This window comes from Prolixibacter sp. SD074 (genome assembly GCF_009617895.1).
Taxonomy (GTDB): domain Bacteria; phylum Bacteroidota; class Bacteroidia; order Bacteroidales; family Prolixibacteraceae; genus Prolixibacter.
Map to the genome: position 1 here is coordinate 1,060,670 of NZ_BLAW01000001.1, position 26,796 is coordinate 1,087,465.

A 26,796-nucleotide genomic window follows, 5' to 3' on the forward strand; every position below is an offset into this window, starting at 1 on the left:
GTTGAAGACTGCAAATATCCTTCATCTTTCCTAACAAAAGTACGCCGCAAAGAATCCAAATTTTGTGTTTTATTTTTTGATAAATTAACGTAACTTTTAGAACTAATTGACCGATTATTGAAATTAATCTCTTATAACCTAAATATGTATTCCATGAAGAAAACTTTATTCTCCCTCTTAAGGGTATTTATTTTGATGAGCATCGTGTTGCTCTTCAATAAATGTACCAACGATTACCATATATCAGGGGATAGTCCTGTAAAAGAGAACATACCTCAGTCTGATGCATCCGGATACCTGACGGCAGTCAATGAAGTTGTTCATTTACGGCCTTTCGATGATCAAACAAAATCCGCGAGTCTTGCCCAGGTAGAAAACCTTACTCTTGTTCATAAAGCAAATGTTAGTGCCCCAGAGAACGATAACCCCTTGAGTGCTTCTTGTCTTTATATAAAGGATAATCAGTCAGTTATTGGTTATAACGTTCGGGGAGCTGATTTTGGCGGCGCATTCCAGATTATCAAGTTCAAAGAGGAAAGTGAGCTGGTGGAAACCGTTGTTACAGGTTTGCCGGTCGATGTAAATGATATTCTGCTAAAAGACAACATTGTTTACATGGCTTGTTCCGATTCCCAAACGGGTGCAGCCCTTTATACATACAATTTGACCACTTCGGAATTTACACGTGCTTCTATCCTTTCGAAATTACTGGAAGGACAAACGGTTTCTTCGGCCAATGGGCTGGTGTTATCGGGGACGCAAGCGATGCTTTCTGCCGGAAATACCAACGGTGGTTTATTCTGGTTGTCTCAAGCAACCGAAGGTTATGATGGCCTCAATTACTACGGCGCTCCTTCGGCCAGTTCAATTGCTATAGGTCCTGATGGAAACCATCTGGCACTTTTAGTAGGAGGTAACGAAGGTGAAAAAGCGAGTCTTGTTTTAACAGGAACTGACGGCACGTATGAGAAAACCATTACCCTGTCGGATGAGCCAATAACCCACCAAAATGTTGCTATTGAAGATATGTACAGTGGCAAGACGAAGGTTCGCTTTATTACAGATAACCTGGCAATTGCGACATTGGGTAGCCAGGGAGCGGTTGTGGTCAATCTTACCACCGAGGAAATCAAGTCTTCGCCATCTTCCATGCTGCATTCCGGAAATACCAACAGCTTTGCCTTCGACGACAAATTTGTTTATTACGGAAATGGTGCCGATGGATTATACCTGGCTACATTCGATACTGAAACACCGGAAAATATGGTTACCCCCCGGTGGGTTTGGGATACACAATCCAGTGCTCCTCCGGGATCAGTCAACGATGTAGCATCCGATGGTTCAAAGTGGGTAGTGGTCGCCAAAGGGCTCGACGGCGTGCACATTCTGAAATTTGTCGAAGACGGATGTGGTTGCAGTTTTTAACTTGTCAGCCAACGCACTTTCTTCCAAATCGTAAAATATAAATTGCATTAAGCAATAACTAACTCAGCAAAGAACTCAGGCCGGTGAAAATCCGGCTTGAGTTTTTTTATGGGGGCCCAACTGACGAAATGAGGAACCAAGGTCTTATCGCCGCATTTGTAAAAATTGCCGCGAAAGCTCTTTCCTCGTTGCAGTCCAAGTATTGAAAAAGGAATTTCAACGGTGAGATCCCAGTCCGATAGAACATTATCAGGCGGTAATGTATCCGGGTGTAAACGGGCGTTGCGCCTAGTCAGTGCCAACTCTTCCGGCTTTAATTACTTCATAGATGCCTCCTTGTTCACCCGTTCCAATTCGACCGTAAAATGTCGCAAAATGGGCGCTTCGTGGGTGATACTAAATCCATGTTTTATCTGGTCCCTGCGGTCGTAAACATTCTTCAATACCGCAGCTACGTAGTGCATATGATTGTTGGTATAAACTCTCCGCGGAATGGCTAAGCGAACCAGTTCCAAGGCAGGATAACGGTTTTCCCGCGTATGCGGATCACGGTCGGCCAGCAACGTACCAATCTCCACTCCACGAACGCCACCTTCGAGATACAGCTCGATGGCCAGCGTCTGGGCAATGTATTCCTCTTTGGGAACATGTGTCAAAAAACGTTTGGCATCTACAAAAACAGCGTGCCCGCCAATGGGTTGCTGGACCGGAACACCATATTCGATGAGTTTGTCGCCCAAATATTTCACCTGCTGTATGCGGGTATCCAGATAGTCAAAATCAACCACTTCCTGAAGACCAACAGCCAACGCATTCATATCGCGGCCACTCATGCCGCCATAGGTTATATACCCTTCGTACATGATGGTATGCATCGAGCATTTGTCTATCATCTCTTTTTCCCGGAAGGCCATAAAACCACCGATGTTCACCAGGCCATCTTTCTTCGAACTCATGGTCATGCCATCGGAATAAGAAAACATTTCCTGTACGATATCCCTAATCGGCTTATTCCGGTAACCATGCTCACGCATTTTGATGAAATACGCATTCTCGGCAAAACGAGCTGCATCAAAAATAACCGTGACACCATATTTTTTTGCCATCTGGTACACATCCTTCAGGTTCTGCATCGAGACCGGCTGACCTCCGGTCGTATTACAGGTAACCGTCACAATAATCATCGGGATACGCTCCTTTGGATTGGAAATCAATACATGCTCCAATTTATCCAAATCCACGTTTCCTTTGAACGGATGCTCTTTCGTGGTGTCGTAAGCCTCGTTAATCGTACAGTCGATGGCATCGGCATGGCGAAACTCGATATGCCCTTTTGTGGTATCGAAATGAGCATTTCCGGGAATTAAGTCACCAGCCTTAATCAGCGACGAAAACAGCACATTTTCAGCAGCCCGTCCCTGGTGACTGGGGAGAAAATACTCAAATCCGGTAACGTCTTTAATGGTTTCTTTCAGATGGTAATAGGAAGAAGAACCGGCATAACTTTCGTCACCGGTCATAATAGCTCCCCATTGGCGATCGCTCATCGCACCTGTCCCACTATCCGTCAGCAGATCGATAAACACTTGCTCGCTCCGGAGGTTAAACAGGTTGAATTTCGCTTTCCTGATCCATTCTTCACGCTCTTTCCGGGTACTTTTCCGGATAGGTTCAACCATTTTTATTTTATAGCATTCTGTAAAAGGTAAATCCATCTTAATTTTAAATTTAGGGTGTTCAGGTAAAATCCGGCTAAAGCCGAATCAATTGTTATCAATTAGAATGTGATGGATTAATTATAAGAATCCCTGTTCTTCAGATTCCGGTACAGCTGAAAAATCAGCCCAAATGTGTAAATGGACATTTTCATGTTAACTCCCTTACTTATGTTACAAATATAGGGAATGAAACAGGCGCAGTGCCTGTAAAGGAGGAGAAAAGGGTAATGCCAATTTTTATTTTACAGAAGGTTATTCTACCCGGGTGGGATGCGAAAAACAACGGTTATTTCCGTAAATTACATTGATTTTTCCCGGAAGGAACTGCAATGTATAATGTCCACGTTTCAGTGTCTCTCCGTCGGGTCCACCCGGAATAGGCTTGTTGGGACCGAAGATAATTTGTCGTGCAGTTTGCGTCGTTACATGTTTGTCACGAATGAAGTTTCCATTGTACAAACCTGTAAAATTTCGGAGTATCCTCAACAGCCCTATTCGTCGAATAACTGTTACCTGGAATTCACCGTTGTCATAAATAACTCCCGAAGCGTGTATCATAACCACCTCGGTTGAATTTTCCTATCCCGGTGCCGGCGCTGAAAAGAATGGCTTCAATAGCCTTTTGGTAATCATCAGGTATTCCAAACGTCCGAATCCTTTGGATTCATTTTATCGAGGAATTCGTCAATGAACAGGTTCATATGGGCAAAATGGGAACCTTCCCAAAATATCTTGCCACAGTTGGTGCAACGATAAAACTGGTCGTAGTAACGGCGGGTACCGGTTTCAAGTTCTTTCGCTACTTCCCCTTTGGGCACTTCCTTCAAGTGTCCATTACAATGCATACACCGGGTAAACGGACGAATAGCCCGAAAGAGATCAAAGTGATTAATCACTTCCGAAAGTTGTTTTTTGGAATGCTGTGAACGGAGCCAGTAACCATACAATACGCGCTTATATTTCAGGATACCCAAATCACGGGTCAGTACAATCCGGTTTTCTGCTTCCGCAATATTGGCAATCACATCGTCATCCATCTGGTTACGATACATCGTATCGAAACCCAGCATACGCAGGTATTTGGCCAGTTTACCCAAATGAACATCCAGTATGAAACGTATCTCTTCAGATAATACCGGACGAAGATGAATAATGGAAGTATCGTCTAACAATTTAGCTGCCGGATAAACATTCACCAGGTCACCAGAAGAAAGTGGTGCTTCGAACCTAACTGAATGGCCGTTTATGGTCAGAACATCAATCTCGACATGGGGAATACCCACCGATTCCACCGCATCCTTCACTGTTTGCCCCAATCGAAGCTTTACCCTAAAAGGTTTTTGCCGGTAATCGGATGACAGAAAGTCATTCAGGTTACCAAAAGCACGAATCCATATAAAAGAAAGTTTTTTCATCGGACCGTCTTGTTATCAAAGATAAGAAATCCTTCTACGGGAATCCGGAATTTCATTTTTTATGGATAATACGGTGACTTTTACCGTCATTTTTGGGCTTGCACAAGAATAAATTAAAAATCTTTTAAATTTGCACCCTGAAAAATCACAAAACTCAATATCTGTAAGAAAATAACGTATGGGGCGCGCCTTTGAATACCGCAAGGCCAGGAAGCTGAAACGCTGGGGCACCATGGCCAAAACTTTCACCAAACTGGGAAAAGAAATTGCTATCGCTGTTAAGGCCAATGGCCCCGAGCCGGCCGCCAACTCGCGCCTGAGGGCGCTGATTCAAAACGCGAAAGCGGCCAATATGCCCAAGGATAACGTGGAACGGGCAATTAAACGGGCTATATCGAAAGATCAGGCCGATTATAAAGAGTTGGTTTACGAAGGCTACGGACCGTACGGTATTGCCGTATTGGTGGAAACTGCCACCGACAACCCCACCCGCACCGTTGCCAATGTGCGCAGTTATTTTAACAAGTGCAACGGCTCGCTGGGTACTTCGGGCTCGGTTGACTTCATGTTCGGGCACAAATGCAACTTCAAGGTAAAAGGCAAAGAAGGCCTCGACCTGGAAGAGCTGGAACTGGAACTGATTGATTTTGGGGTTCAGGAAATCTTCGCCGAGGATGAATAATGTGCAATGAATAATATCTATGATTAAAACCTGTTTCATAATACCCGGGGAAAGAAATTTTTTACCCATATTACTACACCCAATCATGTAAAACTGAAACACCACATATAACCGGTTAAACGCAACCGGCGGACGAACGGGAACCCTAATAAAACCTGCGTGATGAAACACAGCGCCAAAACCAAAGAAGAACTCATTACCGGATTGCAGGAATTGCAACAGAAGTACCAATCGCTAAAGAAACAATACGACAAAAACATCGCTTTCCGGAAGCAGGCAGATTTGAATTTGCAGAGAAGCGAAGAACGCCTTCGCGACATCAGCCAAACCGACTGGGTGTGGGAAGTCGACGAAAAAGGTGTTTACACCTACACATCGCAAACCGGCATCGACATGTTCGGCTCGTCGCCGGATGATATCATCGGGAAGGCCCCCTTCGATTTTATGCCTCCGGAAGAAAAGGAGCGGATCGCCCCGCTGTTTGCGGAAATGATGGCCCAAAAGGCCATCATCAAAGATTTGGAGAACTGGAACATTAAAAAGGATGGCGAATTGTGTTGCATCCTCACCAATGGCGTTCCCATTCTCGACGAACAAGGAAACCTGGAAGGATACCGGGGCATCGACCGGGACATCACCAAATGGAAGAATGCCGAAGCCGAAATCAAACGCATGAATGAAGAGCTGTTGATCAGCAATGCCGAAAAGGACAAATTCTTCTCCATCATCGCGCACGATTTGCGCAGCCCGTTCAACAGTTTTTTGGGCCTCACCCAAATTATGGCAGAAAACCTGCAAGACTTCACTATGGAGGAGATACGGAAGTTCACCCTCACGATGCGCGATTCGGTCTCCCATCTGTACCGCTTACTCGAAAACCTGCTGCAATGGTCACGGATGCAGCAGGGCATGATTTTGTTCAACCCGGAAGTGATTCCCCTCTGCTCCATCATCATGGAAAGCTTGGATATTGTGGCTGAACCGGCCCAAACAAAAGAGATTGAAATTACCTGTACCATTCCCAACAATCTTGAGGTACTGGCCGATGTCAGTGTGGTGCAGACCATCATCCGGAACCTGGTTTCCAATGCGATAAAATTCACGCCAAGGGGCGGAAAAGTAGACATTGCGGCCAAAGTGTTGCCCAACCATTTTATCGAAATAGCAGTTGCCGATACGGGGATTGGAATGGACAGGGAAATGTTGGACAAACTCTTCCACCTCGACGGTAAAGTCAACCGCGAAGGAACCGAAGGAGAGGCCAGCACCGGACTCGGTTTGATTCTCTGCAAAGAGTTCATCGAAAAACAAGGCGGAAAGCTCTGGGTGGAAAGTGAAGTTGGAAAAGGCTCTGTCTTCTATTTCACCCTGCCATTTGCCGAAGGACCGGAAGAGCGAAACCTGGGCGAAAACGAAGCCTACGTTGTCGAACCGGACGATGAGAACGGACAACTGAAAGTGCTGATTGCCGAAGACGATGAAACATCGGAGTTGATAATATCCATTGCAGTGAAAATGTTTGGAAATGAAATTCTCCTGGCCAAAACCTGTGAGGAGGCGGTAGAAATTTCCCGCAACAATCCCGACATCGACTTGATTTTGATGGATGTGCAAATGGCCGGGTTGGATGGTTATGAAGCTACCCGGCAGATACGGGAATTTAATAAGAATGTTATCGTTGTTGCCTTAACAGGATTTGGCCTTACCGGCGAGCGCGAAAAAGCCATCCAGGCGGGATGCAACGATTATTTCGCGAAACCCGTGAACAAGTACAAACTAAAAGCCGTCCGGCAGAAGTATTTCAGTAAATAAACGAACCATACCCCCAACCCTCTATCCCGACAGATTTCGAAAACCGGCCGGGATTTTCTTTGCAGGAAGATTGGGCTAAAGCCCGGCATGTAACGACCCCTGTGAGTTGAATAATACGAAGCCCCCAATAAATATTCAACCCTCTTCAGTTTGCCGTGAAGTAACGACATTCCTGCCCCCATTACCCCGTCAGTGGTTGGAAACTCCGACAGGGTGCGGCCCGATGAAAGCCCGGAGCCCTGGGCAGATGCAATTTTTCGATCTAAAAGTTTTTAGAGATGCGATCAGAAATGGTTTTGCTCCATAAAAATTTTGATGGACCGATGTTTTTTGCTCTGTGTGACCAGTTGTGGCAGTCGGGCAACCCGGAGGAGTCGGCCCTAGCCTGCAATTGGTCCTAATATCTCCGGGAACAGTACACTCCCGGGGATTTTAGGGTGTTTGAGAAGCGTGTATCATATTGCGTAAACAACCGGGCTTCGTGCAATACGCGGTGCAATCTCACCGTTGCGGACTTTGTAATGATGTACCCGGAGTTTCCGGCCCAATTAAGGGAGTTTGCCACCTCAAAGAGCCGTTGGATGAAACGCACTGCTGCTGTTTCGTTGATTATCCCCACACGAAGAGTCCTTTTTTTGAAAGGCACATTAGCCATCGCTGACATTTTACTCCCCGATGCCGACGACCTGGTACAAAAAGGTTACCGTTAGATGCTGAAAGCTGCCAGGGATAACTGATTTTGTTTCTGCCAATACTATTTTGGGGAAGGAAGAAATGGGCACATTCCTGTGATGCTTCGCCAAAATGCTTAATTTTGTTGGCTTATTCCAATCGTTTGTATCCATAAAAACAGATGTATGCCCTTTAAAGGAATTATTTTTGATTTGGATGGTACGTTGCTCGACACCATTGAAGATATTGCCGATTCGATGAACCGGGTACTCCGCGAAAATGACCTCCCAACGCACGACACAGAAGCGTACCAGCTGTTCACCGGTAGCGGCATCAAAAATATGGTAAGGAAAGCCCTCCCCGAATCGCACCGGGACGAAGCAACGATTCAGGCTTATTTCGAAACGATGTACAATCTTTATAAGGAAAACTGTGTCAACAAAACCAAGCCGTACGACGGGATTACGGATATGCTGGACGAACTCGCTAGTCGCAATTTAAAACTCGCCATCCTGTCGAATAAAGCAGATGAAATGACGCAAAAGACCGCCAGGGCGCTGCTTCCCGCCGAATATTTCGATATTATCTCTGGCCTGACGGATGAAGCTTTAAAAAAGCCCAACCCGCAAAAAGCGCTTCAGATGAGTAATGATATGGGTGTCGATCCAAAAGAGATGATTTACGTGGGCGACACGGACGTGGATATGCAAACCGCCAGTAATGCCGGGATGTATGCCGTGGGTGTTTTATGGGGTTTTCGTGGCGAAGAAGAGCTGCGTGCCAACGGTGCGCAAAAAGTGCTCAAAAATTCTTCAGAACTTATGGATTTGTTTGATTAACGCAATGTCTCCAACTACTACACAAAGATTTGCTAAATAAAAAAAGCTCCCCTGCTTATAGCAAAGGAGCTTTTATTTTGTTTCGATAATTTTTTACAACATCGGTGGCACCGGTTTGGTGCCCATAATTTCGTCAATCCGGTCTTTCACATCCGGCGTCAGTTTCGGGTACACTTCCAGCGCTTTCAGGTTTTCTTCCAGCTGTTCTTTTCGGGTCGCACCTAAAATAGCGGTCGTAACATCCGGGTTACTAATCGTCCAGGCAATTGACAAAGTCGCCAGCGAGGTTCCCAGCTCGTCTGCCACTTTCTGCAGGTTCCGGACCCGTTCAATTTTATTGTCGTTCAGGATGTTGTTCTTCAGCCATTCCATCTGTTTGTCATCCAAACGCGAACCTTTCGGGATTCCGTCGTTGTATTTTCCCGTAAGGAGACCCGAAGCCAGCGGACTCCAGATGGTCGTACCCAAACCGACATCCTCGAATATCGTGAGGTAATCTTTTTCGAGCTTGGTCCGCTCGAAGAGGTTGTATTGCGGCTGCTCCATGGTCGGGCCAATCAGACGATATTTTTCGGCTACCATGAACGCCTCCATAATCTCTGCAGCGCTCCATTCCGATGTTCCCCAATAGAGAATTTTTCCCTGCTGAATCAAATGATTCATGGTCCAAACCACCTCTTCAATGGGAGTTTCCTTATCGGGACGGTGGCAGAAGTACAAATCAAGGTAATCTGTTTGCAAACGCTGCAACGCTTCGTTACAGGCTTCTACCAGGTGCTTGCGCGAGAGTCCGCGTTGTGTGGGCTTATTATCTTCGCCGTGAATACCAAAAAACACCTTGCTCGAAACCACATACGAAGTACGGTCCCACTGCTTCTTTTTCAAGACACGTCCCATCATTTTTTCGCTTTCGCCCATGGCATAGGCTTCGGCATTATCGAAAAAGTTGATGCCGTGGTCGTAAGCCAGTCCCATCAGCATATCAGCTTTGTTGTCATCGATTTGCTGATGGAATGTTACCCAGCTTCCCAGCGATAATGTACTTAGCTTTAATCCGGATTTTCCGAGTCTTCTATATTCCATTTTTTTTTATATTTTGATTTTATAAGGTTTCGAATGAAACTCCTACCGGGAAAAACAAAAGAAAAAAGGAAAGGTTCAGAAGGCTGTGTTTGTGTATCCCCGGGGAAACATTAAAACGCTATGCCTTCCTTCTACAACACTAAAACCGCTACGCGGTATTCGGTCGCCAAATTCTCCTTTCCAATTTACCATTTCAATGATTACCTTCATTCGCGTACGACTTGCCCGTAGGGCATCAAGTATTGTAGCAACAGCGGCCACCACCGGAAAAATTTACGCCGTAGGCATTGTACAAATGAAGTTATTATGCATCACCTGCCGGGAAATTTATTCACTTCACCGACATTTTTCTATAAAACTTTTGGCAGGTTATCCATAAAATACCGCGTGTCCTTCACCTCATATTCTTCCGGCGCTTTCTTCCAGTCCATATCGATGCGGACAACCGGGGAAGACAGGAATGCACCAATATCGTTTTTCGAGAGTGTAACCGAACCGTTATAATACGATATGTTATAATCGTTGAAAAAGTGCTCCTTGAAATCGGGATTGTACTGAAATTTCAACGCCTGACCGTTCGCCAACACAAATGTCACGTCTTTCACATCTTTCATGAAACCGAAGTAGCGATTGGCATCCCCAACGGCAGCAGCCCATTCCAGGCGAATGGATATCACTCCTTTTTCGTTGGCACACTCGGCGCTACAACGCATCCGGCCATTTGCGTCGCCAAAGAAACGGGCCAGTCGCGGACTGGAAACATCGATAATTTGCACCTTCAAAGTCGAGTCGGCCCGGCTCGAATCGATCTTCATTGACCAGGAAGCGGGTGCCGGTGTGACAGCAGTCTGTGACTGAGCCTTCGGAAGCGTATCTTTTGTGAGTTGTCCTTCATCGTACTTCCATGTACCGTCAGAAAACAGCAGGACCTTATTCCCGGAAGCTGTTGTTGCCCTGATTTGAGCCGAAACCTTACCCCCCACCAGTAACATCAACAGGAACGCAATAACGTAAAATATTCTCATGGCATTATTTTCGGTCTAAATTACAAATTTTATCTGCTTGTGCTTCTGCAAAAAGCAGATTACTTACCGGCCAGGTGAGCTTGCAAATCCTCGACAAACGGCATAAGGTGATCGACCGTGACATGCTCCATCACCACAATTTTGTACCATTTCGGTTTACTATGACTATCGGGAACCAGTCCGTATTTTTCAACCAACGCGGTTGGAATACTGGCCGCGCGCATGGCCACCAGGTTCGATGATGGATTTCGGTAAAAAGGCACGTGGAGTTCTTCCAGTTGGTTGCAGAGCCATTCGGTGCGATAATTCAGAATATGAACCTTCTCGAACCAGCCATGTGGCCCGTAGGTTTGCAAAATCATCCAAACAGCAATGGCATTGGCGCCCGAGCGGCTTCCAATGATGGTAGTGTCCATTCCCTGCACATACTGCGCTTCTTCCGTGGCAGCATACTTCATCCAGCCTTTCCTGATAAGAAAAATACCGGTACCAAACGGAGCCTGTACCATTTTGTGTGCATCCAGCGTAAACGAAGTAATTTCCGGGTTCAGGAAGGTCAGATCTTCATCGGTGGTACTAAACGGATAAACAAACCCGCCGTACGCGCCGTCGATGTGAATTTTATACTCCACACCTGCCTTTTTCAATGCAGCAACATAGGTCTCTACCCGGTCAACCGAGCCAAACATGGTGGTCATCATATTCGAAACCACGATGAAACACCGGATACCAGATGCCTTTGCATCTTCCAGTTTTTGGTCCAAGATTTCCGCCTGAATTTCACGGGCCGTATCATCTACCGGAACGGAAATCACCGGAAGGTTCATAATATTTCCGGCTTTGGGCATGGAATAATGGGAATCGGCCGAGCAAAGAATAGCTATTTCGTTGTTTTTTGCCCCGCTTTCGCGAATGAAAAAATTGCGGTAAATCCAGATAGCCTGCATATTCGCTTCCGTTCCACCCGACGCTACATAACCGTCGTGCGCATCCGGTTTGCCTTTCAGGATATCTTCCGCTACCAGGGCAATCAGTTCCCGTTCAACCTGCTGCGTTCCGGCAAAAAATTGCTCCGAATCACCCAGCGTATGACACCCGATGTGGTTCGGGTTGCGGACCATGGCCGATAGAAACGGCGCATCTTTCAGGTATGTCGCATCCTGGTTAAACACATTCTCGTCGAGGTGCGAAGCCGGAATGCCCAGCGTGGTTCTTTCTTTATAGTTGATATTCCGGTTCAAAGCGCCAAATACCCGCTCTCTGATTTCGTCTCCGGTTAACTTTCTCCAATAACGCATAGTCCAATTTTTATCCGGCCCAAAGATAAACAAGCAAACAGTCAAAGCATGTGATGAATGTCAGAACTCCCTCCGGGCGAACATTGCGGTGGTTTCTATATTTCATCCGACTTATCGTGTAAAAACCACCTCCATAATCAATTCATAACCTCCGTCAACGGCAGGGTACTGCATCTTCAGCACCACTTTGTCCGGGCCTTCTTTGATAAAGGTTTGCACCAGCAGCGTGTTGTGCCAGTTCATGGCCAGGGTATCATCATCGAGGAACTCACAGGATGCATCCAGGAAATTACCCGAGTTTTCGAACCACCAGTAGCGGTAAATCTCCGTTTTTTCGTCCCAGGCAAAAATTCCCCTGGCCTCACCGCCCGAAACAGTGGCATAATCGAAAACCACGTAGCGGCTGTTCATCTCCCTGGTGAATTTACCCACGCCGGTGTCGGTTCCGGCCGAGCTCAGGCTGCTTTCCGGAATGGTGTAAGCCAGGTTCCATTCTCCCAGTAAAAAGTTAAAACGGTTCATCATTCGTGCAGGCATATGGGGTAATATTTTAATTAAATAATTCCTCGTAATTTGCCACGGGGATAGTCAACTTTCAGAATTTTATTTATTTAAGACCGTCGTTAACGGATATTCAAGTTAGGCAATTTCAGGCCATTCTCCTTACTTCGGATGTCAATAAACAAATTTATTGAAACGAACTATCCCCGAGGCAGAGCCTCGAGGAATTCTTTGATTAAACATCATTAAAAGACAAAAAACCGGGACACGCGGTAACTGGCGTGTTCACGTACGGGTGGCGATGTGATTTCGTCATTACAACTGTTCGTTACCATCCTCACCCGGTTCATCCTTCCGGGAAAAACCTCTGCCCGGCCGTCCGTCACTTTCATTGTTCTCATCACCGGGTCTGTTGAACGGCCTGCCGGGTTCTCTGCATTCATCGTTGAGTTCTCTGCATCGGTCACACAGTAGTTCGTACGCTGTTCGGAGTAGTTTTCTTTGACCGCTGAGTTCTCTGCAAAGATTGCGGAGTAGTTTGCATGATTCCAAACTGACATTGAGGCAGTCCGCGGGTCCATTGCATGAATCGCGGAGTAGTTTGCACGACCTCGGTTCATCTCTGCACCAGTAAACACGGGTATTTACGCACCCAAATCATCCATTTAGATGGTCCACAACAAGCCAATGTAGGAGCTCGTAATGCTTGTGTTCGTTAAACTTTGTCCCAGGGAAAAGAGCAGGTGTGTTTTCGGACTGAAATTCACCGAACCTCCCAAATCAAAACCTGTCGTCGATTGACTGTCGACCGTATCGGCCGATTGGAAATACAGTTCTCGGCCCATGGTCACAACATTGGAGAAATCATATTGCATTTCCCATCCGGCGAAAAGTGAATTCTCATTGTTCTTGCCCGGATTAATCAGGTAACCAACTCCTCCGTATGTGGTCACTTTATTCCACGATTTCTGGGCCCACACCGGAATAAACGTTTTTACTTTCCCATCGCTAAATGCATTGTTCTTGATGGTAGGAACCTCTACAATCGGGAAAACGCCAATTTGCGGGCGGTTTTTGGTTTCCTTCAGGAAGCAATATTTCACCCCCAGTTCCGTGTCTGCATATCCAAATTGTGCCGGCTGGTGCGGAGTGGTTGCGTAATTTAACGGAACCAGCAAATGAACCTGCATTCCGGGAACGATACCGTAATTAACTTCAAAATACAAGTGCTGATGACGTACCTCTTAACTTTTCCTTTCATAATGCTCATTTATCAATTATACCCAAAGTCAGGTGCGCTTATCTAGTTCCAACTAGCGGAAACCGATTAAAATCAAGTTAATTTCACTTTAATCTTCTTCAGCGTCTTCATTTTACTCTTCAGGAAAAAGACCTGACTGTCCGGCATATTATAACATCCCGTTATAACATATAACAATTGACGATTTGCTTTCCTGACCTTCAAGCCTTTATTTTGCCTGTGAATTCAAAAGGAAATGCATTTCGTTCCGGGAATTTGGCAATAACCGCTAACCAACCTCCTGCTAAATCATCCTGCTAATTAATCGGTCATCTGAAGATGGCTCATGTTTAATTTATTAAATTCGAAAAGATGAACAGACGAATGACTCAAGGAATAAAAGAGGTGGCTCCCGCTGAAGCGTATAAAAAAATAAAAACCGGAGCCGTGTTGCTGGATGTGCGGGAGATACAGGAACTTGAAGAGGAAGCCTACGACGTGGAAGATTTATTGCATATTCCGTTAAGTGAATTTGTCAACCGGATCAGCGAAATTCCCCGCGATAAAGAGGTCATTGTTGGCTGCCACAGTGGCATAAGGAGTTTTCAGGTAACGACCTATCTAACAGAACAGGGATACAATAATGTCATTAACCTGATGTATGGTATCGACAATTGGGTAGATTGCGGGTTTCCGGTTAAGGTCCGGAAAACGACAAAATGAACTGGTAACCCTGATGGCTTAACAACATCAATTGATTAACCACATAAACCATGATTTTAGCGTACCTCTATGCCCTTCTTAGCGGATTATTATCGGGCGGTGCTTTGGGAATGACCGGAGGCGGTGGTTCCATACTGGCTGTGCCGTTGTTGGTATATTTGGTTGGTCAGGATGTTCACCTGGCCATCGGGACTTCACTAATTGCAGTGGGTGTCACTTCATTGATTTCTTCGGTGAGTTACATGCGACAGTCTTTGGTAAAATTTCGCATTGCCTTCCTGATGGCCGCACCGGGACTCGTCAGTACGTACCTGGGCGCACTGCTCAACAAACAATTCAAAGGGCCGGTATTGCTGCTCTTCTTCGCCCTCCTGATGATTTTCATCGGTTACCTGATGACCCGGAAGAAAAAAAGCCAAACGGACGAATCCGCTGAACCGGGAAGAATCAACTACACCCGGATTATCGTGCTGGGTTTCCTCACCGGATTTGCCAGCGGTTTTTTCGGCGTGGGCGGCGGCTTTCTCCTGGTACCTGCACTATTTCTGGGCGCACACCTCAAAATGAAAGAAGCCATTGCCACTTCCCTCTTCATCATTTTCCTGTTTGGCAGTTTTGGTTTGGCCAGCTACCTCATTCAGGGACGCGAAGTTAACCTGACGATAAGCGCGATATTTGTTATTGGAGGTTCGCTGGGCGGAATCATCGGCGCCTGGTACGCCAAACGCCTCAATCAGGCCCGGCTGCGTTACATCTTTTCCATTTTCATTATCCTTATCGGGATAGGAATTTTCGCTCAAAATCTGTTGGAACTGGTATAATCCGGTTTCGCGGAATCAACATCTGTCCCATTTTCCCCCGTTGCCATTCTGTGCTTTGCCCGAAAAGTCTTATTTTGACGGGCAAAACTAACGGCCTTTGGAACACTCACTCATCGTCAGGCGCGGAGAAGAAACGGTTTTTACCAGTAACGGACACTGGCTCCATCCGCTGTTCGAACTCGAAGACTATCTGAAAGGGGAAAACATACCACCTTCGAAACTTTTCGTGCACGATAAAATTGCGGGAAAGGCAGCAGCCTGTCTAATGGTTCGTTTGGGAATCACCCGCTGTCGCGTGGAATTGCTCAGCGAACGGGCTATCCCGGTTTTCAGGGCACACGGTGTTGAATTTTCCTACGGCGAATTGGTGGAACATATTCAGTGCCGTACCGAAGACCTGATTACCGATGCCATGAGCATCGACGATGCTTACCTTTTTCTGCGAAAGCGTGCCGGACGTGTCCAGGGTTTACCCGTAAAAATTGAGAACCTTACGGTCGATATCGGACGAAAAAGCATTCTCGAAGACCTCGGCCTGGAACTGGGACGCGGCGAACAGTTAGTGATTCACGGGGCCAACGGTACCGGCAAAACCACACTGCTGCGGACCATTCTCGGTTTTGTTCAACCCGTTCAGGGAACCATCCGCATTGGAGACATCAATGTTGGAAGCAATGAGTGGCGACAAAAGCGGAACATGGTGGGCTATGTGCATCAGGAGAATGTGAAAAATACCTTCCCGATTTCCGCCGAAGAGGTAGCAGCCATCGGACTTAGCGAACGTAAACTTTCTTCAAAAGAAATTACTTACCGGGTGGAAGCAGCCATGCGGCGAACCGGCAGTCTTCATTTAGCCAAGCAATCCTACCACAGTTTGTCCGGCGGCGAAAAACAACGAGTCTCTCTTGCTCGCTGTCTTTGTCAAAATGCGCGTGTGCTGCTCTTTGATGAACCGACGTCATTTCTCGATTCGGGCGGAAAGGAAGATTTATTGGAATTGTTAAATGAACTGAGTTCCACCGAAGCGCCAACCATGATTCTGGTTTCTCACGAAACCGCCTGGCTCGATCAGCTGAACTGGCCGCGGAAAGAGCTTAAAGGAGGACAGTTATGTTAGAGATACTCTCCCTCGCTCCCATCCTGAAAGGTCTGCTGGTACTGGCTTTAGCCGGATTCACCTTCCCGGTAACAGGCGTTTACCTGCTGCGCATGAACCTGCTCCCATTGCGATTCATGTTGATGCATGGCGCCATTCTGGGAGGTGCTATCGCGCTGGCCATGCAATATAACCCGTTCTGGACCACGATGCTGGTCAACCTGCTGATGGTGCTGCTGATGACCAAAACCTCACGCTCCAAGCAGGTCGACACGGGGCAAATCAGCATGTTCATGATGGTCATCTCCATTTCGCTGGCCTTTATCTTCATCTATAAATTCAATGTTCCCGCACAGGATACACTTTCATTGTTGTGGGGCAGCCTGTTCGCCCTCAGCTGGCACGAGGTAATCGGCGTCATGGCCTTTTCAGGCCTTTTACTGGCTTTTCAGTTCCGTTACCGGAGAAAGCTCCGGGCGGTGTTTTTCGACCGCGAAATCGCCTTTTCTTCGGGTGTTAACGAGGAACGCCTGTACTACGCAATCATCCTGCTGACAGCCATTACCGTAGCTGCCGCCATGAAACTCATCGGCGCACTGTTACTTGACGCATTGCTACTCTTGCCGGCTCTTATCGCTTCGTTACATGCGAAAAGGATTACATGTTGATGAGGGCAAAATGTTGCAAATCGATACTCGCTATGATATACCGACCATTCGGAAATCCATCATGAAAATTGCCGAAAGGCTCGGAACAACAGAACAAGCGGAAACCAATATCCGGCAGATTGCAACAGTTATTAACCAGGCAAAGGAGACACTAATGGAAGATGGGATACTAAACATGCCGGTGTTAGTTCACTTCTTTCAAAAACCTATGGCCAAAGAGCTTGGCTTGCAGGTCGCCGGTGTTTTTGGTCCGGCCCCACCCGAAGCCCGTCAAATCGCTGACATGGCTAAAACCCATGCTGTGTTAATCATTGACAACGCACACAACCCGGTAGGAAAACCGTTGAAGGAAGTGCTCCCTGATGCCCAACTGGTCTCGTTGCTTAATTTTCCGGGTACACATCAGACCAAGACCCTCCTGGATGTAATTCGGTACAATGTGCAGCAATTAACCCGGGCTTCTTGCATTGTAACAAAGTAGACGGTTTCGCCAGGCAATAAAATAGCCCGCCAGTTTCCAGCCTTGCCAAAACGCAATAATACCCCAGGAAAAATCCAGCTTCGGACCTGAGAAACAGGCGGAAGCCGGATTATGAGCATTGATTGATTGAGAGAAATATCTATTTTCTGTTTCGGGCCAGAAAATACAGTGCAATTGGTCGATACACCGCATGTGCAAATTTGGAAAAGGCAAACAAAATAACCAGTTCCATGGAAATGATGGTATGCACCATAAATATTACCTGGTCCAACGTTTCGTTCAAATTAAACGAAACAGCTACTTCCATCCAAAATCCAGTCAGACCGGCAAGCCATAGAAAAACAAGGAATAACCAATCTGCCAGTTTTGTAGTCTCATATGTTTTGGTTGGTTTCGTAAGACGATAAAACATGGCCATCGAAGTTCCGTAGATCAGGGGCAGTCCGGAAACGGTACCCAGAATACGGGAAGGTAACCAAATAGCAGTTGCGGGATCCTTAAACAGGAAGTCGAGAATGGTAGCTACCAGCAAGCCGATAAAGCCCCACATGATAGACCAGTGGACAAACCACGGACGAACCAGGTTGGGTTTGGTACTCCAGTATTCACCTTCGTCGGTTGAACACTTTTGGTAACGTCCCATTGTTCCCACCTCAGTTAATACCTCGCCAATTGATTGGATAATTGGTTTTTTGGTTTTACTTGCGTTGTCCGCATTCTGTTTTCGGTTCAGACTGCGGCCCATGCTTACAATTCCCAAGAGAGCTGTTAATCCCGTAAAAGAAAAGGCAATCAGGCCCATCAGGTGAATAACGGCATAAGGCATCCAGCTGAAAATCCAGCGGGAAACAATGAATTCCGGTTTCAGCGTCATCAGGAAAAAACCGAGTATCGTAGCCAAAACAAGGGTCAGCAAGATGGAGAAAGGATTGCTTTTAAAAATGAGCCTTGTAATGCCGGAAGGCTCGTAATGTGCAATGGCGTAGCGACGCAAACCAGCCATTAATTCGCCCGGATCGGCCTGGCGCGGACAGGTTGTAGAACAATCACCACAGTGATAACACATCCAGAGTTCTTTGCTGCTCAGAATTTCTTCCTTCATTCCCAGCATACTGTAGCGAATCATCATTCTTGGAAAACTGGCATTCTCTTCCGTCAGGTTACAAACGGCTGTACAATTACCACAGTTGTAGCAGGCGCTGAAATCGACCGCCCCGTACTTTGCTATATCTTTTGCCAGCTTAGGATCTACCTTTGACATAACTGTTTAGTTCTTTTGGTTCAAGTGATAGTAAAAATACTCGTCCATGTCATCGATCTCGCCGGTCACCACATCGCCATACTTTCGCATCGACATCACATAATAGGTTGCTTCATGGGCGGGAAGTTCAGTTGCACGGGCAATTTCCGGAATGGTTTTCGGTCCTTCCTTCAATGCCTCTTTGATCAACTTCTTCATTTTATTATAATGCTTGATATTGGCTTTCACCTCATCCGAAATCGTCCGCTTTTCTTTTATTACCTTGACGGTACGTTGTTTTTCTCCTGCCATCTTATCGATTGTTATACAGTTTACTAATTCGGCGTTAATATTCACTTTCCATGAGGGCATCAATCATGCCTTCAATTTCGGCATTGGTGTAACCGGAAAGCTCAATGGCATCGGTCGGGCATACCGGAAGGCACATTCCGCAACCTTTGCAATTTGATTCGATGACACGGGCTACTTTTTTCCCGTTTCCTTCCACAAACTCAAAAGCGCCAAATGGACAGGCCGTTGAACAGCTGTCGCATACCTCACATTTATCGGGGTCAACACTTGCCATAATGGGTTCGAGAGTAATCTCTTCGCGTTTCAAAAGCGAATATGTTTTGGCTGCTGCCGCAAGTGATGATTTCACCGATTCGGTAATATTCTTTGGCCCCTGACAAACGCCGGCAATCAGCACACCATCGATGGTGGTTTCCACCGGGCGCAGTTTCGGGTGAATTTCGTTGTAAAATTTATCCCGTCCGCGAGGAATCTTCAGTGACTCACCAATTGCATTGTCTTTCCTTGGGACCATTCCGGTGACAAGAACCACCAAATCAGGTTCAATCTCCAGTTCTTTTCCAGCCGTCAGGATATCATTTACCTTAACTACCGTATGCTTTCCATTCCTTGAAACTTCCGGGAACATATCTTCATTGAACTGAATATAGATATCGCCGTTTTTCGATGACTGTTCGTAAAGGATCTCCTGTTTTCCGTAGGTACGAATACCGCGGTTGATATGATAAACGGTCATTCCGGGCACTTTTTCGCGGACTTTAATGGCACTGTGAACAGCAGAGGTGCAGCAGTAACGTGAGCAATATTTGTTTTCGCCTTCCGGCTGACGACTTCCGACACAATAGATGTACGCCATGCTCCGGATTCTCTTTCCGTTAATCACGAGATCCTTACCGTTAAGTTCCAGGTGACGCTCCAGTTGTGGTAATGTGATGACGTTGTCATAATCGCCGTAACCGAATTCTGATTTTTCCGGTTCATACGGGTCAAAGCCGGTGGTAATCATGACCGAGCCAGTTTGCAGCGTAATACGCTCTTCTGCCAGGTTCAAATCGACGGCTTCGCTTATTTCAGCACATTTACCACATTGGGTACAGTTTGCAGCATCGATGGAGGCGATTTCCGGAAATTGACCGGGATGAAAATTCATCAGGGCTTTCCGCCTGGTGATGCCGAAGTTAAATTCATCAGAAACTTCCACCGGACAAACCTGAATGGCTTTCTCCAGTCCCGAAGTACCAGCATCTTTCTTTATGCCACGCGGAGTAATTTTCACCTCAATCTCAAAGTTACCGACACTCCCCTTCTTGGAAACAAGTTCGGCACCAGTAAACAGATTGATATTCTGACGCTTCTTTACTTCCTGGTAAAGATATGATACAACTGATTTTCCTGTTTCGCCTGGCATGAAAAGTTCGCCCCATTGCGAAGTACGACCACCAACATAGTGCGATTTTTCAATCAGGTATACTTGTGAGCCCATATCAGCCAGTTCAATAGCTGCTTTCATTCCGGCCACTCCGGCACCCACTATAGTCGTTATATTTTTTGCTGAAATGGAAACCGGTTCCATGGCTACTGAGTGAGAAACCCGCTCTACAGCAGAGCGTACCAGTGCAATGGCCTTTTCGGTGGCACCCTTTTTATCATCGGAGTGAGCCCACGAACTTTGCTCGCGGATATTTGCTTGAACATAGTTGTAAGGGTTCAATCCTGCCCGTTCAGCAACTGCACGGAAAGTAAAGAGGTGTAGTTTTGGGGAGCAGGAAGCCACGACAATTCCATCGAGTCCCAGGTTTTTGATATCCTCCGCGATTTCCTTCTGGGAGGAATCGGCGCAGGCAAAAATGGTATGTTTGGCAATGGCAACGCCGTCAATCTTTTCGGCCTCTTCCCTGACTTTGTTGACATCAACAACGTCGGAAATATTACCGCCACAGTGACAAACGTATACGCCAATTTTGTTCTTCATGTAAAATGAGTTGAAAGTTAGGAAACCCCGGATGCCGCGACGAAGCGTTTATTCGTTCCGAAAAAGCAAAAACATCGAAAACTTTGCCGGGAAATATTCCTAAATTAATTTAATTCATTATTCAAGTAAGCCAATCTTACAGTCACTGATACAATCAATTACTCAACTTCTGCAAGGTAACTGGCTGCTTCAGATGATGCTGCGCCAGCGGAAAGGATCGAATCCGGAATATCCATCGGTCCTGACGCAGCTCCAGCCACATAAACACCATCAATATTCGTCATCGCCGGGCGTTTTAGCTCATCAACTTGCTTCACATAGCGATAATCATCGAATTCCAGTTTCTGTGTTTTGAAAACCGGTCCTATTTCGTCGTTAGCCAGAATACCAACCGAAAGTACCACCATATCGTGTTCAGCCTCTTTTACCTGACCGGTATCAATATCATCGTACCTCAGAACGAGGTTTCCATTCTCCTTTTCAGAAATTTTTCCAATTTTACCCTTCACAAACTCAACGCCCATGCCTTTTGCCGTTTCGTAGAATTCGTTAAACCCTTTACCGAACGAGCGAATGTGCAGGTAATATATGGTTACATCGGCCATGGGAAGAGAGCCCAATAACAATTGGGCCTGCTTGATGGAATACATGCAGCAAACCTGCGAGCAAATGGGATTTCCCACGGTATGGTCACGTGATCCGGTACAAAGAACGTATGCCAGGTTATCGGGCATTTTCCCGTCGCCGGGACGCAATACGGTGTTGAATGGACGTGTGGGCGCCAATTCACGCTCCATCTGCATAGAGGTGACAATATTTTTGTATTTGCCGTAACCGTAACGCGGCATCTTAATGGGATCGAAAAGTTTGTATCCGGTGGCCACAACTACGCTTTTGAATTGATACGTCTTCTCCTCAGGCTCCTGTGTAAAGTCGATGGCATCCGACGGACAAGCCTTTTCGCAGGCACCACACAACGAACAGTTCTCGATATCAATGGCAGCAATACGCGGATTGGCAATGCTAAAGGGTACAAACACGGCCTTCCGGCCAACAAGATTATACTGATATTGATCCTTCACCACCACCGGACAAACCAGTTCGCACTCCTGACAACCAGTGCAGGCATCTTCTTTTACATAACGGGGATTGCGTAAAATGCGAGCTTCAAAATTTCGTTCGCCTTTCTTTTCAATTCCTTTTACCTCGCTACCGGTAAAAATAGTAATATTGGGATGACGTGCTGTTTCCGAAACTTTCGGTGTGGTAATACACGCGGCACAGTCGAGTGTAGGAAAAACCTTGCTCAGCAGAATCATTTTACCGCCAATCGAGAGTTCCTTCTCCACCAGAAGGACCTTATAGTCCATCTTAGCCAAATTCAGCGCTGTTTCCTCGCCGGCAATTCCGCCACCAACAACCAGTGCGTCATATGTTAAAACTTCGTTCTCCATGTTACATTTCTAATCGTAAAAAATTCCGTTTACGCCGGTGTTTGGGAAAGTGCTTTGTAAAAAGATTTCATGTGTTTTACAAACGGTTCGGCACACACCGAGCACAATGCCGCCATCTTTAGCCGGGCCGGTTCAATCCCTTTTGCCTTCATCATTTCGTGTGTTTGGGAAATAATGGCAGCCGTTTTATCCACACAGCTTTCGCCGTAAGAGCAATCGGTTCCGTCGGCTGCAATAAATACACCATCAAATCCCTGCTCGAAAGCGCGCATGATCCATCGCGATTTAACCGAACTGGAACATCTTAACGAAATGGAATAAACAGTTGGCGGGTAGTGCATTTTCAACAACCCCGCGAGATCAATCGCGGGGTCGGAAATCTTTTCTGTTGAAAACACTAAAATTTTAGGAGCTTTATTCGCCATTTTAGTTTTTCTTTTTTTTAAGCTTACGCTTTGCGCAGATAAATTTTGAAAAAGCCTGATTCTTCAACGGTTCCCATGTACTCATGGCCTTTTTTGGTTGCCCATTTGGGAATATCCTTCTTGGTACCTTCGTCAGCTGACAATACTTCCATTACCTGACCTGAAGTGATTTCAGCGATGGCTTTTTTGGCAGCCAACAGCGGTCCGGGACACGCAGTACCCCGAGCATCAACAACTTTGTCTGCCTGGATGGCAGTTAATTCTTCTTGTGACATAACTTTGAGTTTTAATTATATGAATAACTGAACAGTACTCTCTTCCGCGTCAGCGAGATAGGTTCCCACACCGCAGTAATTCAGTCCCGGATAATCAATCATTTCATCCTTACTGAATCCCATTAGGCCCATCGACATCTCACAAATGTTGATTTCGACGCCCAACTCGCCTGCTGTTTTAAGCAAATCATCAAGAGAGGCAACGTTCTTTTTCTTCATCAAAGACTTAAGCATGGCTAAACCCGCTCCGCCCATATTCATTTTCGAAAGTTTCACTTCCGAAGTTCCTTTAGGAAGCATGGCACCGAACATTTTGGATGTCAGTTCTTTTTTCTGTGCTCTTTTCTTTTTGTCGCGCAAAGCGGAAAGGCCCCAGAAGGTAAAGAAAAGCTTTACTTCCATATCCATAGCAGTAGCGCCGGTAGCAATAATCATTGCTGCCAGAAGCTTATCGAGTTCTCCCGAAAAAATAACCATTGAAAGTTGATCCTTCTTTTTGGTTGCTTCCAGTTGCTTAATTCGACGTTCCAGTTCTAAAATTTTCTCTTCCACTATCAATACTTTTTAGATGAATAAATGTACGTCTGATTCCTGGGCTGCAGTAATGTATTCGCTGATACCCACGATATCATCAACTAATTCATTAAAATCCTCCAATTTTTCGGCGCCCCATATTTTTCCGGCCAAACCGCAAACATGAATTTTCACGTTCGAAATCTCTTTTGCATCGCGAAAGAACTCCAGCCAGGGATTCACATTCAGTGCTTTCAACGAATCCAAAAACTCATGTTTCAGCTGAGGATTTTCGGCCATTTCCAGTTTGGTTGCATCTGTAGCAATATCTTTTCTGAATGCACGTGCCCCTTGTAGAAGCACATAAACATCGATATCCATGTCATCGGCGGCTGCACCCGTCAGTACTATCCCAGCTGCAGTGAGCTTATCGATGCTTCCGGAAAAAAGCGCCAGGGTCATTCTTTTAGGCATGATTCTCTTGCTTTAATAATTATGTAAACATTAACATATTAACACGGGTAAAAGTATAGACATAAGCGGCAGGGGGAGAAAAAATCGGTGTGAGGTTTATTTTGTTTCAGTGTGACATCGATCACTTTTTTTACTACATTTGGCGCCGATAAGATTTAGCAATAGCATTTATTACTATGAACCAATGTTTGTGCCAGAATTGTAAAATACGTTCGGCAGCAGCAAATTACCTCTCGTTAGACGAGCTTGATCTGCTGGGGAAACGGAGTGTTGAAGTGGAGTTCGAAAAGGATGAGGTCATTTTTAAACAGGATGCTTTTTCGACCAATATTGTTTATCTGCGTGAAGGACTCGTCAAACTGACCATGCGGGGACACAATCGCGAACAGATTCTCAAAATTGTGAAAGCCCCAACATACATGGGGATCCCTACCACACTGGGCGACAAAATCAACAATTACTCCGCTATTGCTTTGACCGATGTCGCCTGTTGCTTCATCGATCGATCCACATTTAAAGATTTTGTTGAAACAAATGGTAAGTTTGCATATGAAATCCTGACCGTACTCAGTAAATTTGAGTTGCATCAATTTCATCGATGTGCCAACCATATACAGACGCAAGTCACTGGCCGGGTTGCCGGTATGTTACTCGATTTTTCCCGGAACCTTTACCAAAGCAATCACTTCCAGTTAAGCCTGACCCGTAATGATTTGGCTGATCTATTAGGAACTTCCCGGGAAACCATCAGCCGGATATTAACTGATTTTGTGATGGATAAGCTGATTGAAGTCAAAGGAAAAGATATCACTATTCTGAATGACGAACGGTTGGAGAAAATCAACCTGGCCGGATAATCCCCTCTTATTCTTTCCAAATACATTTTTACCCCATTCGAGCTTCCTTTCGTTAACTAATGGATTCAGACCAACAGAAAAAGCTTGATCATATGATTTACAAATTAGATACACAACTAAATATTAATCAACTAAATCACTACTTTTGAATGTACCCAAACGAACCCAATCCTTATGAAACATTTCCTGATTTTGCTCCTTTGCTGTTTTCCTTTGTTTCTCAGGGCACAGGAATTACAATTAGCCTGGTCCGACGAATTTGATTACGAAGGCCTTCCCGACTCTACCAAGTGGAGTTACGAAACAGGTATGGTCCGCAACAACGAAGCACAGTATTACACCGATCATCGACTGGAAAATGCCCGGGTGGATAACGGTAAACTAATTATAACAGCCAGGAAAGAACCTTTCGAAGGAGCTAAATATACCTCGGCAAGTCTGAATACCAAGAAGACCTTTCGTTTCACTTACGGAAGAATTGAAGTACGTGCCCGGCTTCCCAAAGGACGGGGAGTTTGGCCTGCAATCTGGACGCTTGGAAGTAATATCGATAGCATAGGCTGGCCTGCCTGCGGTGAAATAGACATCATGGAATATGTGGGTTTCAATCCCGATACGATTTATGCCAATGTTCATACCGGCGCCTACAATCACATGCGGAAAACCGGACGCGGTGATAAAATCCACCACGAAAATCCATGGGAAGAATTTCACGTATTTGCCGTCGACTGGTATCATGATCAACTGGTCTTTTCGATAGAAGGCGTCCCCTACTTTACCTGCAAGGATAACGGCGACGGTGAAGGTGCCTGGCCTTTCAATAAACCACAATTCCTGCTTATCAACCTGGCTATTGGCGGTTCGTGGGGCGGTCAGCAAGGAATAGATGACTTGATTTTCCCAGCCGAGTACCAAATCGATTATGTGCGGATTTACCAGTGGATCAAATAACCTGTATCAACTTCCTTTTTCTTCACGGTATTTGGAAGGAAGAATTTGAAACTCCTTCTTAAAATGCATACTGAAATATTTCGGGTCGTTGAACCCCACCTGATATGCCACTTCCGATACGCTTAACTGGCTTTTTTGCAAGAGTTGGGCAGCCCGTTTCAATCGCAGGATGCGAATAAACTCCAAAGGAGTGCTTCCGGTTAACGCTACAATTTTATTGTACAGTTGCATGCGACTAATGCCCATTTGCCTGCCAAATTCAGCGACTGAAAAACCGATATCAGCCATGTGCTCCTCAATTATATCGAGTGCTTTTGCCATAAATTTTTCATCCAGAGACGTGATGCTGATATCCTTCGGCTCGATATTCATTTTCGATTTAAACACTTCGCGGATGTTCTTTTTCAACTGAATGAGATTCTGAATTTTAATCCATAATATTTCGAAATTGAAAGGTTTTATGATGTAATCGTCGGCACCGCTTTGAAGTCCCTCCAACTTATGTTGCTCCGAAATTTTTGCAGTCAGAAAAATAAATGGAATGTGGCTGGTGATTTTGTCGTCTTTCACACGGCGGCAAAACTCCACACCATCCAATTCCGGCATCATAATATCGCTAAGAATTAAATCCGGAAGCGTTTTTTCCAATACTTCCAACGCTTGCCGACCATTGGCTGCCTCTATCACCTCATACTTCTCTTCCAGATTCTCTTTCAGATATTGCCGCAGTTCTTCATTATCCTCCACAAGCAATATCGATTCTGCTTTTTTCGCCGCTTCGGAACGCTTTTTCGGTTTAGTTGCAATTTTAGGTATAGGCGTTT

The 26,796-nt window shown here is 45.8% G+C and carries 30 protein-coding genes and 1 pseudogene; 12 read left to right on the plus strand and 19 right to left on the minus strand.

Annotated elements, in window-relative coordinates; all coding sequences use genetic code 11:
• Positions 1–153: 153 nt before the first annotated feature.
• Positions 154–1,425: a hypothetical protein gene (locus tag GJU82_RS04660; RefSeq protein WP_153631081.1), complete on the plus strand. Its 1,272-nt coding sequence runs from the start codon at positions 154–156 to the stop codon at positions 1,423–1,425.
• A gap of 47 nt (positions 1,426–1,472) precedes the next feature.
• Here GJU82_RS04660 and GJU82_RS04665 read toward each other — a convergent pair whose 3' ends face one another.
• The 4 genes from GJU82_RS04665 to GJU82_RS04680 all read right to left on the minus strand — a co-directional run bounded on the left by GJU82_RS04665 (position 1,473) and on the right by GJU82_RS04680 (position 4,558).
• Positions 1,473–1,727, minus strand: coding sequence for a carbohydrate-binding family 9-like protein (locus tag GJU82_RS04665; protein WP_153631082.1), 255 nt, complete (start codon positions 1,725–1,727; stop codon positions 1,473–1,475).
• A gap of 15 nt (positions 1,728–1,742) precedes the next feature.
• The gene (locus tag GJU82_RS04670) at positions 1,743–3,140 is read right to left on the minus strand and encodes a tryptophanase (protein WP_153631083.1); all 1,398 of its coding nucleotides are present in this window, start codon (positions 3,138–3,140) and stop codon (positions 1,743–1,745) included.
• Positions 3,141–3,395: 255 nt separating this feature from the next.
• Positions 3,396–3,701 carry a hypothetical protein gene (locus tag GJU82_RS04675; RefSeq protein WP_194830965.1) on the minus strand — a complete coding sequence of 102 codons (306 nt, stop codon included), beginning with the start codon at positions 3,699–3,701 and terminating at the stop codon, positions 3,396–3,398.
• Positions 3,702–3,775: 74 nt separating this feature from the next.
• Positions 3,776–4,558 carry a Mut7-C RNAse domain-containing protein gene (locus GJU82_RS04680; RefSeq protein WP_153631085.1) on the minus strand — a complete coding sequence of 261 codons (783 nt, stop codon included), beginning with the start codon at positions 4,556–4,558 and terminating at the stop codon, positions 3,776–3,778.
• Between the two features lie 178 nt (positions 4,559–4,736).
• On the opposite strand from GJU82_RS04680, the gene GJU82_RS04685 reads away from it, so the two are divergent.
• The 4 genes and pseudogenes from GJU82_RS04685 to GJU82_RS04700 all read left to right on the plus strand — a co-directional run bounded on the left by GJU82_RS04685 (position 4,737) and on the right by GJU82_RS04700 (position 8,563).
• Positions 4,737–5,240: a YebC/PmpR family DNA-binding transcriptional regulator gene (locus GJU82_RS04685; protein WP_228488567.1), complete on the plus strand. Its 504-nt coding sequence runs from the start codon at positions 4,737–4,739 to the stop codon at positions 5,238–5,240.
• Positions 5,241–5,402: 162 nt separating this feature from the next.
• A complete protein-coding gene (locus GJU82_RS04690) occupies positions 5,403–7,052 on the plus strand; it encodes an ATP-binding protein (protein WP_228488764.1) in 1,650 nt (549 codons plus the stop codon).
• Between the two features lie 419 nt (positions 7,053–7,471).
• A pseudogene (locus GJU82_RS17375) lies at positions 7,472–7,762 on the plus strand (DNA alkylation repair protein); the annotation flags it as partial.
• A gap of 147 nt (positions 7,763–7,909) precedes the next feature.
• Positions 7,910–8,563, plus strand: coding sequence for an HAD family hydrolase (locus GJU82_RS04700; RefSeq protein WP_153631087.1), 654 nt, complete (start codon positions 7,910–7,912; stop codon positions 8,561–8,563).
• A 93-nt stretch (positions 8,564–8,656) separates the two neighbouring features.
• Here GJU82_RS04700 and GJU82_RS04705 read toward each other — a convergent pair whose 3' ends face one another.
• From GJU82_RS04705 to GJU82_RS04730, 6 genes are all read right to left on the minus strand, one after another.
• Positions 8,657–9,646, minus strand: coding sequence for an aldo/keto reductase (locus tag GJU82_RS04705; protein ID WP_153631088.1), 990 nt, complete (start codon positions 9,644–9,646; stop codon positions 8,657–8,659).
• 350 nt (positions 9,647–9,996) lie between these two features.
• Complete coding sequence (locus GJU82_RS04710; protein WP_153631089.1) at positions 9,997–10,671, minus strand: hypothetical protein; 675 nt, start codon at positions 10,669–10,671, stop codon at positions 9,997–9,999.
• A 59-nt stretch (positions 10,672–10,730) separates the two neighbouring features.
• Positions 10,731–11,969, minus strand: coding sequence for a pyridoxal-dependent decarboxylase (locus GJU82_RS04715; protein WP_153631090.1), 1,239 nt, complete (start codon positions 11,967–11,969; stop codon positions 10,731–10,733).
• A 111-nt stretch (positions 11,970–12,080) separates the two neighbouring features.
• A complete protein-coding gene (locus tag GJU82_RS04720; protein ID WP_153631091.1) occupies positions 12,081–12,506 on the minus strand; it encodes a hypothetical protein in 426 nt (141 codons plus the stop codon).
• Between the two features lie 209 nt (positions 12,507–12,715).
• On the minus strand, positions 12,716–13,030 hold the full coding sequence (locus GJU82_RS04725; RefSeq protein WP_194830966.1) for a hypothetical protein: 315 nt from the start codon (positions 13,028–13,030) through the stop codon (positions 12,716–12,718).
• Between the two features lie 105 nt (positions 13,031–13,135).
• Entirely contained in the window at positions 13,136–13,696 is a 561-nt protein-coding gene (locus GJU82_RS04730) for a transporter (RefSeq protein WP_153631093.1), read from the minus strand.
• Between the two features lie 386 nt (positions 13,697–14,082).
• Here GJU82_RS04730 and GJU82_RS04735 point away from each other — a divergent pair, with 386 nt between their 5' ends.
• From GJU82_RS04735 to GJU82_RS04755, 5 genes are all read left to right on the plus strand, one after another.
• A complete protein-coding gene (locus GJU82_RS04735) occupies positions 14,083–14,433 on the plus strand; it encodes a rhodanese-like domain-containing protein (protein WP_153631094.1) in 351 nt (116 codons plus the stop codon).
• A 50-nt stretch (positions 14,434–14,483) separates the two neighbouring features.
• Positions 14,484–15,254, plus strand: coding sequence for a sulfite exporter TauE/SafE family protein (locus GJU82_RS04740; RefSeq protein WP_153631095.1), 771 nt, complete (start codon positions 14,484–14,486; stop codon positions 15,252–15,254).
• Positions 15,255–15,351: 97 nt separating this feature from the next.
• Positions 15,352–16,371 (plus strand): DUF1893 domain-containing protein, encoded by a 1,020-nt coding sequence (locus GJU82_RS04745; RefSeq protein WP_153631096.1) that lies wholly within the window; start codon positions 15,352–15,354, stop codon positions 16,369–16,371.
• The gene (locus GJU82_RS04750; RefSeq protein WP_153631097.1) at positions 16,365–17,018 is read left to right on the plus strand and encodes a metal ABC transporter permease; all 654 of its coding nucleotides are present in this window, start codon (positions 16,365–16,367) and stop codon (positions 17,016–17,018) included. The genes GJU82_RS04745 and GJU82_RS04750 overlap by 7 nt, the downstream gene beginning before the upstream one ends.
• Positions 16,996–17,499, plus strand: a complete 504-nt coding sequence (locus GJU82_RS04755; protein ID WP_153631098.1) for a hypothetical protein — start codon at positions 16,996–16,998, stop codon at positions 17,497–17,499. Before GJU82_RS04750 ends, GJU82_RS04755 begins: the two co-directional genes overlap by 23 nt.
• Positions 17,500–17,638: 139 nt before the next feature.
• On the opposite strand, the gene GJU82_RS04760 is transcribed toward GJU82_RS04755, so the two are convergent.
• The 8 genes from GJU82_RS04760 to GJU82_RS04795 form a co-directional block, all read right to left on the minus strand.
• Positions 17,639–18,760: a 4Fe-4S dicluster domain-containing protein gene (locus GJU82_RS04760; RefSeq protein WP_153631099.1), complete on the minus strand. Its 1,122-nt coding sequence runs from the start codon at positions 18,758–18,760 to the stop codon at positions 17,639–17,641.
• Between the two features lie 6 nt (positions 18,761–18,766).
• Positions 18,767–19,051, minus strand: a complete 285-nt coding sequence (locus GJU82_RS04765) for a hypothetical protein (RefSeq protein WP_153631100.1) — start codon at positions 19,049–19,051, stop codon at positions 18,767–18,769.
• A gap of 34 nt (positions 19,052–19,085) precedes the next feature.
• Positions 19,086–21,023: a CoB--CoM heterodisulfide reductase iron-sulfur subunit A family protein gene (locus GJU82_RS04770; protein ID WP_153631101.1), complete on the minus strand. Its 1,938-nt coding sequence runs from the start codon at positions 21,021–21,023 to the stop codon at positions 19,086–19,088.
• A 158-nt stretch (positions 21,024–21,181) separates the two neighbouring features.
• A complete protein-coding gene (locus tag GJU82_RS04775) occupies positions 21,182–22,477 on the minus strand; it encodes a CoB--CoM heterodisulfide reductase iron-sulfur subunit A family protein (protein ID WP_153631102.1) in 1,296 nt (431 codons plus the stop codon).
• A gap of 29 nt (positions 22,478–22,506) precedes the next feature.
• The gene (locus tag GJU82_RS04780) at positions 22,507–22,902 is read right to left on the minus strand and encodes a hydrogenase iron-sulfur subunit (protein WP_153631103.1); all 396 of its coding nucleotides are present in this window, start codon (positions 22,900–22,902) and stop codon (positions 22,507–22,509) included.
• 23 nt (positions 22,903–22,925) lie between these two features.
• Positions 22,926–23,177 carry a sulfurtransferase TusA family protein gene (locus GJU82_RS04785; protein ID WP_153631104.1) on the minus strand — a complete coding sequence of 84 codons (252 nt, stop codon included), beginning with the start codon at positions 23,175–23,177 and terminating at the stop codon, positions 22,926–22,928.
• 15 nt (positions 23,178–23,192) lie between these two features.
• The gene (locus GJU82_RS04790; RefSeq protein ID WP_228488569.1) at positions 23,193–23,729 is read right to left on the minus strand and encodes a DsrE/DsrF/DrsH-like family protein; all 537 of its coding nucleotides are present in this window, start codon (positions 23,727–23,729) and stop codon (positions 23,193–23,195) included.
• Between the two features lie 12 nt (positions 23,730–23,741).
• Positions 23,742–24,164 carry a DsrE family protein gene (locus GJU82_RS04795; RefSeq protein WP_153631105.1) on the minus strand — a complete coding sequence of 141 codons (423 nt, stop codon included), beginning with the start codon at positions 24,162–24,164 and terminating at the stop codon, positions 23,742–23,744.
• 176 nt (positions 24,165–24,340) lie between these two features.
• On the opposite strand from GJU82_RS04795, the gene GJU82_RS04800 reads away from it, so the two are divergent.
• Positions 24,341–25,021 (plus strand): Crp/Fnr family transcriptional regulator, encoded by a 681-nt coding sequence (locus GJU82_RS04800; RefSeq protein WP_153631106.1) that lies wholly within the window; start codon positions 24,341–24,343, stop codon positions 25,019–25,021.
• A gap of 174 nt (positions 25,022–25,195) precedes the next feature.
• Positions 25,196–25,972: a family 16 glycosylhydrolase gene (locus GJU82_RS04805; RefSeq protein WP_153631107.1), complete on the plus strand. Its 777-nt coding sequence runs from the start codon at positions 25,196–25,198 to the stop codon at positions 25,970–25,972.
• Between the two features lie 6 nt (positions 25,973–25,978).
• Here GJU82_RS04805 and GJU82_RS04810 read toward each other — a convergent pair whose 3' ends face one another.
• Complete coding sequence (locus GJU82_RS04810; protein ID WP_153631108.1) at positions 25,979–26,719, minus strand: response regulator; 741 nt, start codon at positions 26,717–26,719, stop codon at positions 25,979–25,981.
• Between the last annotated feature and the right edge of the window lie 77 nt (positions 26,720–26,796).

Coding starts and splice junctions, on each gene's coding strand:
- GJU82_RS04690 (WP_228488764.1), top strand. CDS start 5,403: ATGAAACACAGCGCCAAAACCAAAGAAGAACTCATTACCGGATTGCAG.
- GJU82_RS04720 (WP_153631091.1), bottom strand. CDS start 12,506: ATGCCTGCACGAATGATGAACCGTTTTAACTTTTTACTGGGAGAATGG.
- GJU82_RS04660 (WP_153631081.1), top strand. CDS start 154: ATGAAGAAAACTTTATTCTCCCTCTTAAGGGTATTTATTTTGATGAGC.
- GJU82_RS04670 (WP_153631083.1), bottom strand. CDS start 3,140: ATGGATTTACCTTTTACAGAATGCTATAAAATAAAAATGGTTGAACCT.
- GJU82_RS04685 (WP_228488567.1), top strand. CDS start 4,737: ATGGGGCGCGCCTTTGAATACCGCAAGGCCAGGAAGCTGAAACGCTGG.
- GJU82_RS04735 (WP_153631094.1), top strand. CDS start 14,083: ATGAACAGACGAATGACTCAAGGAATAAAAGAGGTGGCTCCCGCTGAA.
- GJU82_RS04700 (WP_153631087.1), top strand. CDS start 7,910: ATGCCCTTTAAAGGAATTATTTTTGATTTGGATGGTACGTTGCTCGAC.
- GJU82_RS04740 (WP_153631095.1), top strand. CDS start 14,484: ATGATTTTAGCGTACCTCTATGCCCTTCTTAGCGGATTATTATCGGGC.
- GJU82_RS04765 (WP_153631100.1), bottom strand. CDS start 19,051: ATGGCAGGAGAAAAACAACGTACCGTCAAGGTAATAAAAGAAAAGCGG.
- GJU82_RS04750 (WP_153631097.1), top strand. CDS start 16,365: ATGTTAGAGATACTCTCCCTCGCTCCCATCCTGAAAGGTCTGCTGGTA.
- GJU82_RS04705 (WP_153631088.1), bottom strand. CDS start 9,646: ATGGAATATAGAAGACTCGGAAAATCCGGATTAAAGCTAAGTACATTA.
- GJU82_RS04755 (WP_153631098.1), top strand. CDS start 16,996: ATGCGAAAAGGATTACATGTTGATGAGGGCAAAATGTTGCAAATCGAT.
- GJU82_RS04775 (WP_153631102.1), bottom strand. CDS start 22,477: ATGGAGAACGAAGTTTTAACATATGACGCACTGGTTGTTGGTGGCGGA.
- GJU82_RS04680 (WP_153631085.1), bottom strand. CDS start 4,558: ATGAAAAAACTTTCTTTTATATGGATTCGTGCTTTTGGTAACCTGAAT.
- GJU82_RS04725 (WP_194830966.1), bottom strand. CDS start 13,030: ATGTCAGTTTGGAATCATGCAAACTACTCCGCAATCTTTGCAGAGAAC.
- GJU82_RS04770 (WP_153631101.1), bottom strand. CDS start 21,023: ATGAAGAACAAAATTGGCGTATACGTTTGTCACTGTGGCGGTAATATT.
- GJU82_RS04800 (WP_153631106.1), top strand. CDS start 24,341: ATGAACCAATGTTTGTGCCAGAATTGTAAAATACGTTCGGCAGCAGCA.
- GJU82_RS04710 (WP_153631089.1), bottom strand. CDS start 10,671: ATGAGAATATTTTACGTTATTGCGTTCCTGTTGATGTTACTGGTGGGG.
- GJU82_RS04675 (WP_194830965.1), bottom strand. CDS start 3,701: ATGATACACGCTTCGGGAGTTATTTATGACAACGGTGAATTCCAGGTA.
- GJU82_RS04780 (WP_153631103.1), bottom strand. CDS start 22,902: ATGGCGAATAAAGCTCCTAAAATTTTAGTGTTTTCAACAGAAAAGATT.
- GJU82_RS04715 (WP_153631090.1), bottom strand. CDS start 11,969: ATGCGTTATTGGAGAAAGTTAACCGGAGACGAAATCAGAGAGCGGGTA.
- GJU82_RS04805 (WP_153631107.1), top strand. CDS start 25,196: ATGAAACATTTCCTGATTTTGCTCCTTTGCTGTTTTCCTTTGTTTCTC.
- GJU82_RS04795 (WP_153631105.1), bottom strand. CDS start 24,164: ATGCCTAAAAGAATGACCCTGGCGCTTTTTTCCGGAAGCATCGATAAG.
- GJU82_RS04785 (WP_153631104.1), bottom strand. CDS start 23,177: ATGTCACAAGAAGAATTAACTGCCATCCAGGCAGACAAAGTTGTTGAT.
- GJU82_RS04760 (WP_153631099.1), bottom strand. CDS start 18,760: ATGTCAAAGGTAGATCCTAAGCTGGCAAAAGATATAGCAAAGTACGGG.